The 6,154-nt window shown below is 63.0% G+C and carries 7 protein-coding genes; 6 read left to right on the top strand and 1 reads right to left on the bottom strand.

The annotated features are described in order from the left end of the window. Positions 1-740, bottom strand: a 740-nt coding sequence (locus tag EOA36_RS24060) for a LysR family transcriptional regulator (protein ID WP_145969280.1), incomplete at its 3' end; no start/stop codon positions are given. 136 nt (positions 741-876) lie between these two features. On the opposite strand from EOA36_RS24060, the gene EOA36_RS24055 reads away from it, so the two are divergent. The 6 genes from EOA36_RS24055 to EOA36_RS24030 all read left to right on the top strand — a co-directional run. Then, positions 877-1,659 carry an ABC transporter substrate-binding protein gene (locus EOA36_RS24055; protein WP_127279715.1) on the top strand — a complete coding sequence of 261 codons (783 nt, stop codon included), beginning with the start codon at positions 877-879 and terminating at the stop codon, positions 1,657-1,659. A 65-nt stretch (positions 1,660-1,724) separates the two neighbouring features. Further along, positions 1,725-2,372, top strand: a complete 648-nt coding sequence (locus EOA36_RS24050; protein ID WP_127279714.1) for an amino acid ABC transporter permease — start codon at positions 1,725-1,727, stop codon at positions 2,370-2,372. 13 nt (positions 2,373-2,385) lie between these two features. Next, on the top strand, positions 2,386-3,045 hold the full coding sequence (locus tag EOA36_RS24045) for an amino acid ABC transporter permease (protein WP_127279713.1): 660 nt from the start codon (positions 2,386-2,388) through the stop codon (positions 3,043-3,045). After that, the gene (locus EOA36_RS24040) at positions 3,042-3,806 is read left to right on the top strand and encodes an amino acid ABC transporter ATP-binding protein (protein ID WP_127279712.1); all 765 of its coding nucleotides are present in this window, start codon (positions 3,042-3,044) and stop codon (positions 3,804-3,806) included. Before EOA36_RS24045 ends, EOA36_RS24040 begins: the two co-directional genes overlap by 4 nt. A gap of 8 nt (positions 3,807-3,814) precedes the next feature. Beyond that, positions 3,815-5,455 carry a N,N-dimethylformamidase beta subunit family domain-containing protein gene (locus EOA36_RS24035; RefSeq protein WP_127279711.1) on the top strand — a complete coding sequence of 547 codons (1,641 nt, stop codon included), beginning with the start codon at positions 3,815-3,817 and terminating at the stop codon, positions 5,453-5,455. 1 nt (position 5,456) lies between these two features. After that, on the top strand, positions 5,457-6,154 hold a 698-nt coding region (locus tag EOA36_RS24030), incomplete at its 3' end, for an aminotransferase class III-fold pyridoxal phosphate-dependent enzyme (protein ID WP_145969279.1).

The raw sequence follows: 6,154 nt of genomic DNA, 5'->3' as shown, positions 1-6,154 counted from the left end.
GCCACGATCATGCGCCGCACCTCCTCCAGGCTGGACGACACGCCGACGACATCGGCATTCAGCTTGGCCTCGCTGCGCAGCAACGCCACCGGCCGCAAGGCGTCCGAAATGTGATCGGTCTGGAAGGACACGGACGGCTCGCCCCGCAGATCCGCAAGCGTCAATCCGGTCTTCCCGAACAGCCTGTGCTGCGGGCCACAGAAGAAGCCGAAGAACTCGCGATAAACCATCGTGTAGTCCAGTGCCGGATCGCGCTGGCTGACCAGGCAGATGCCGAAGGAAGCGCGGCGCTCCCGCACCTGCTTGGCCACTTCCGTGCTTGCCGCGACCGAGATGGTGATGGAGCCGCGCGGGTAGTTGCGGTGGAATTCCGCCAGCGCCCGGTCGAACAGCGGCGAGACGACATGGCTGGCGGTCGCGATCATGACGTGGCCGGCGACGTCGTCGCTGATCCCGCGCATCAGCAGCGGCAGTTGCGATATGGTGCCGAACACCTCCACGCTCTGCTCATAGATCAGGCGCCCGACCTCGGTGAGTTCGAAGCGTGTCGCATCACGCTCGACCAGGCGCCGGCCAACGCGATCCTCCAGGCGCCGCAACGCGTTGCTGACGCTGGGTTGCTTGAGGTTCAGGCGCTCGGCTGCCCGGGTGATGCTTTTCACCTCCGCGATGACGACGAATGTGCGCAGCAGGTTCCAGTCGAGGTCCCAGACCAGCCGTTCGGGGCGAGGCAATGCCATTCTTGGTATCTATGCTCCCTATTCCCATTATCTATTTGCGCAATGCTGGAGCAAAGGCAATCATTGACATCAGGAGAGCGCCCCAACGCCTCCCAAGAACAAGCCTTCGCGCTCCATCCAGAGGACAGAAATTCAGATGAACAAGGTATTTTCCGGCATCGCGGTTGCCGCACTGCTGCTTGCTTCGGCCTTCACCGCCGTTTCGGCCAGCGCCGACGATCTCGAAACGATCAAGTCGGCAGGCGAACTGAAGATTTCGATGAGCGGGCAGTATCCCCCCTTCAACTTCGTCAACGACCAGAACGAGGTTGTCGGCTTCGACGCCGACATCGGCAAGGCCATCGCCGATCGCATCGGCGTCAAGGGCACCATCATCACCACCGCCTGGGACGGCATCATCGCCGGCCTGCTCGCAAACAAATACGACACCGTCGTTGGCTCGATGACGATCACGCCTGAGCGCGAGAAAGTCGTCGATTTCGTCGGCCCCTACTATCACGCCGGCCGCGCGGTCTTCGTGAACCAGGATTCCAAGGTGCAGAGCCTCGACGACCTCAAGGGCAAGACCCTTGGCGTGACGCTGGGCGAGACGCACGAGAAATGGGCGCGCGCGCAGGGTGGCTGGGATGTCCGCACCTACAAGGGCTTGCCGGAATTGTTGCTGGAATTGAAGGCGGGCCGTGTCGATGCCATCGTCGTCGACAACATTCCGGTCATGGTCGCCGTCAAGGAAACCGGCGAGAAGGTGCGCAAGCTCGACACGCCTGACATCGAAGGCGGCAGCGTCGCCATCGGCATAGCCATCCGCAAGGACAATCCGGAGCTCAAGGCCGCCATGCAGAAGGCATTGGACGGGATGATGGCAGACGGCACCTACGAGAAGATCTCCAAGCAGTGGGTCGGCACCGACATCCGCTAATCCATCCGGTTTTCAGGCGGCCAGGTCGCCTGAAAACCAAACGACATTCCTGCCGGGACGACCCCATGGATTTCTCCTTGATGAGCCGTGTCTTCCCGTTTTTCGTGGAAGCGGCGCTCGTGACGCTGGAACTGACAGTGCTGGCCCTGGTTCTGGGGCTGGCCGCCGCGGCGCTGGCGGCGGCCGCCCGGATGTCGAGATCGGCGATCCTGAGGGCCGTCGGCACTGTCTATGTCAGCCTGTTTCGCGGCACCCCCTGCCTGATCCAGCTGTTCGTGCTCTATTTCGGCGGACCGCAGATCGGCATCAATCTGGAGCCGTTCACGGCTGGTGTGATCGGCCTTGGCCTCAACATCGGCGCCTATATGGCGGAATCGATCCGGGGCGCGGTGATGGCGGTCGACCGCCGCCAGACGGAGGCTGCCCGCACGATCGGATTCAGCCGTTTGCAGACCTTGCGAAGGGTTGTGCTGCCGCAAGCCGCGAGGCTGATGATCCGCCCGCTCGGTGTCAACACGGTCGCCTTGCTGAAGGGTTCGGCGCTGGTATCCACCGTCTCGGTTGTCGAGTTGACCTACACGGCCCAGCGTTTCATCGGCTCCACCTACAAACCGTTCGAGATTTTCGGCGTCGCGGCCCTGCTTTACATGATCATGGTCTACGCGGTTGCCCGCATCGTCGACATGCTCGACAAGCGCTTTGCCATCATCTGATCGGGGGAGCGTGATGCAAGGTCTCGATTTCAGCGTCGTCGTGCCCTACTGGGACCTTCTTCTGACAGGCGCCTGGTGGACATCGGTGCTGACGGTCTCGGCCGGAGCCCTCAGTTTTGCCTTCGGCATCCTGTTCGCCGTCATCGTCCTCTACCCACCGGCGATGCTGGCCTACCCCGTGCGCGCCTTCATGTGGGTGTTCATGGGTACGCCGCTGTTGCTGCAACTTTTCCTGATCTATTTCGGGCTGGTGCAGATCGGCATCGACATCCCTGCCCTTGCCGCCGGCATCATCGGGCTTGGGCTGCATTTTGCCGTCTACAATGCCGATGTCATTCGCGCGGGCATCGTGGCGGTCGACGTCGGCCAAACGGAAGGCGCGCGCAGCATCGGCTTCGGCAAATGGCAGGCGCTGCGCTACGTCGTCATACCGCAAGCCATCCGCAACACGGCGCCGCCGATCGGCGGCAACCTGATCGCGCTGCTGAAGGAATCCTCCATCGTCTCGGTCATCGGCATCGCGGAGCTCGTTCATTCGGCGCAACTGGCGATCAGCGAAACGTTCCGCCCGTTCGAATTCTACATTACGGCTGCCGTGCTCTACTACATTCTCAACCTTGTGCTCGAGGCGGCCTTGCATCGGTTTGAACGGCATGTGGAGGTTTCCCGATGAGCACGCAGAGGCCAATGGTGGAGGTGCGCGGGGCACGCAAATCCTTCGGCGCCGTCGAGGTTCTCAAGGGTATCGACCTGTCGGTCGAGCGTGGGCAGATCGTGGCGATCATCGGTCCAAGCGGCTCCGGCAAGAGCACGCTGCTGCGCTCGATCAATCATCTCGAGACATTGAACGGTGGCGAAGTCTGGCTGGACGGCGTGCAGGTCAACCAGCCGTTGCATGGCCAGGCCTTCGAGCGACACATCAACAAGGTGCGCCAGCAAATGGGCATGGTGTTCCAGCACTTCAATCTGTTCCCACATCTGACGGTGATCGAGAACATCACCATGGGACCGGTGATCCTGAAAGGCATGCCGAAAGCCGATGCCAAGGCGCTCGCGCACGAGCTCCTCTCCAAGGTCGGGCTCGCCGAAAAGATCGACGCCTACCCCTCCCGGCTTTCGGGCGGCCAAAAGCAGCGTGTGGCGATTGCCCGTGCTCTGGCCATGCAGCCCAAGGTGATGCTGTTCGATGAAGCCACTTCGGCGCTCGACCCGGAACTGGTCGACGAGGTCAACGCGGTGATGAAACAGCTTGCCGCCGAACACATGACCATGCTCATCGTAACGCATGAGATGCGCTTTGCCGGCGAGGTCGCCGACCGAGTGCTGTTCATGGATGGCGGGGTGGTTGTCGAGGAAGGCCCGCCAGCAGAGATCTTTCGCGCGCCGCGGAAGGCACGCACGCGCGGCTTCCTCAAGAAATATCTTTCCGCCTGAGCAAGATGATGACCAGATACCCCACGGAATTCCCCGATTTCGGACTGACGGCGGAGCAGCGCCGCCACGCGGTTCGCGGCCACTATTACGAGTGGCCAGGCATGGATGGCGAGCGCGGCGAGATCTGGTGCTACAGCGACCGGTTTTCGTATCGCGCCGGCGAGACGGTTACGCTGCATGTCAGTTCCACAGCTCCGTCATTCAGCATGACCATCACCCGTGACGGCGGCACCGAGACGAAAGTGTTCGAGACATCCGGCATCGCGTCGCGCTGGCAGGTCAGTCCGGACCAATGCTCGGCCGAAGGCTGCGGCTGGGAATCCTCCTTTGAATTCCGTGTGGAAAACGACTGGCCGTCCGGCGCCTATCGCGTGACTCTGACCGCCGACGGGCGCGACGGCAAGCCGATCCAAAGTCACCACATCTTTATCGTCTCGCCCCAACCGGGCAAGAAGCCGGGCCGAGTGCTGCAGGTGGCGGCGACGGGCACCTGGCTCGCATACAACACCTGGGGCGGTTCCAACCATTATCAGGGCATTACCGGGCCCGACCGCGACCAGTACTCGCCCATCGTGTCGACGCAGCGCCCCTGGTGCCGCGGCTTTGCCGTGCTGCCTGCGGACGCGCCGCGCGTGCCGCTGGAAGTCGCGGTGCCGCCGAAGACGGTGCCGCGCTATCCGCACATGGAATGGGCGCTCGCCACCGGCCATTCGAAGAAATACGCCTCGTCGGGCTGGGCCAGCTACGACAGCCATTTTTTTCGCTTTGCCGAACGGGCCGGCTATGATGCCGATCTGACCAGCCAGCACGACCTGCATTTCTCGCCCGAGATTCTCGACGGCTACGACTGCGCGGTCTTCGTCGGCCATGACGAATACTGGACCTGGGAAATGCGCGATGCCGTCGACTTCTATGTCGAGCGCGGCGGCCATGCGGCGCGCTTTGCCGGCAATTTCATGTGGCAAACCCGGCTGGAGGATGAAGGCCGCCGGCAGGTTTGCTACAAATACCGCGCGCGGGCCGAAGACCCCGCCTATCGCGGCGGCGACGTGACACGCGCCACCAATTCCTGGGAAGCGCCCGAAATCGGCAGGCCGGGTGCCGCGACCTTCGGGCTCAACGCCACCCGTGGCCTTTACGCGGGCTGGGGCGGCTGCGCGCCGCGCGGCGTGCGCGGGTTTCCGGTCTACCGGCCAGAGCACTGGGCCTTCGCCGGGACCGGCATCTATTATGGCGACCTGCTGGGCGCCGACAGCCATGTCTATGGCTATGAGGTCGACGGGCTCGATTTCGAGATCCGTGGCGGCCTGCCCTACCCGACCGCGACCAGCGGCGCGCCCGATGGCTTGCAGGTGCTGGCCGTCGGCATGGCCAGCCAGGTCGAGGAAAGCGCCGACATCCCGGTCGAGGACCAGTTCCTCACCGACGAGGATGGCCGCTTCAGCGCCGAGACGCTGTTCGGCGACAGGAGCGACGCCAATCTCGAAAAGGTCAAACGCAGCAATGGCATGATCGTCAATTTTCCACGCGGCAAGGGCGAGGTGTTCCACGCCGGAAGCTGCGAATGGGTCGCCGGCCTGCTAAGACAAGACCCGATGGTCGAACGGGTTACCCAGAATGTCCTCGATCGCTATCTTGGAAAGTCCTGACATGTCGAAAGTCCAGCATGCCGCCGAAACTCGGCGAGAATCGCATCTCTTCTATCTGTCCAGCCTACGCCGACCGCTCATCGATCGCGCCGAAGGCATCTACATGTGGACGCAGGATGGCCGCCGTTTCATCGACGGATCGAGCGGCCCGATGGTCGCCAATATCGGCCATTCCAACCGCAATGTGCTCGATGCCATGAAGCGGCAGATGGACCGCGCCACCTTCGCCTACCGGCTGCATTTCGAAAACGAGCCAGCGGAAGAACTGGCGCGAGAACTTGCCGGCAAGCTTCCGCAAGGCATGGACCGCATCTTCTTCGTCTCCGGCGGCTCGGAGGCGACGGAATCCTGCATCAAGCTGGCCCGGCAATGGGCCGTCGCCACCGGCCAGGCCGGCCGCTGGAAAGTGATCACCCGCTTTCCTTCCTATCATGGCGGCACGCTGGGTTCGCTTTCGATCACCGGCGACGATGCGCTGGCCGAGACTTTTACGCCGATGATGCGGGTGATGCCGACCGTGCCGGCACCAACCGCCTGGCGCGACCGCGACAATTTCTCGATGGAGCAGCGCGGCGTCCGCTATGCCGACATGCTGGAGGAAAAGATCCTCGCCGAAGGCCCCGAAAGCGTCGTCGCCTTCATCATGGAGCCGATCGGCGGCGCGGCGACCGCCGCGCTGGTGGCGCCCGACAGCTACTA

Origin of the sequence: Mesorhizobium sp. M8A.F.Ca.ET.021.01.1.1, assembly GCF_003998025.1 — a bacterium.
Classification (GTDB): Bacteria; Pseudomonadota; Alphaproteobacteria; order Rhizobiales; family Rhizobiaceae; genus Mesorhizobium.
The sequence above is the reverse complement of the archived record's forward strand: the minus strand, read 5'-3'. Positions and strand labels throughout refer to the sequence as shown.

What these genes read in the sequence shown, in the direction of transcription:
- EOA36_RS24055 (WP_127279715.1), top strand. Translation starts at nt 877, where the DNA reads ATGAACAAGGTATTTTCCGGCATCGCGGTTGCCGCACTGCTGCTTGCT.
- EOA36_RS24050 (WP_127279714.1), top strand. Translation starts at nt 1,725, where the DNA reads ATGGATTTCTCCTTGATGAGCCGTGTCTTCCCGTTTTTCGTGGAAGCG.
- EOA36_RS24045 (WP_127279713.1), top strand. Translation starts at nt 2,386, where the DNA reads ATGCAAGGTCTCGATTTCAGCGTCGTCGTGCCCTACTGGGACCTTCTT.
- EOA36_RS24040 (WP_127279712.1), top strand. Translation starts at nt 3,042, where the DNA reads ATGAGCACGCAGAGGCCAATGGTGGAGGTGCGCGGGGCACGCAAATCC.
- EOA36_RS24035 (WP_127279711.1), top strand. Translation starts at nt 3,815, where the DNA reads ATGACCAGATACCCCACGGAATTCCCCGATTTCGGACTGACGGCGGAG.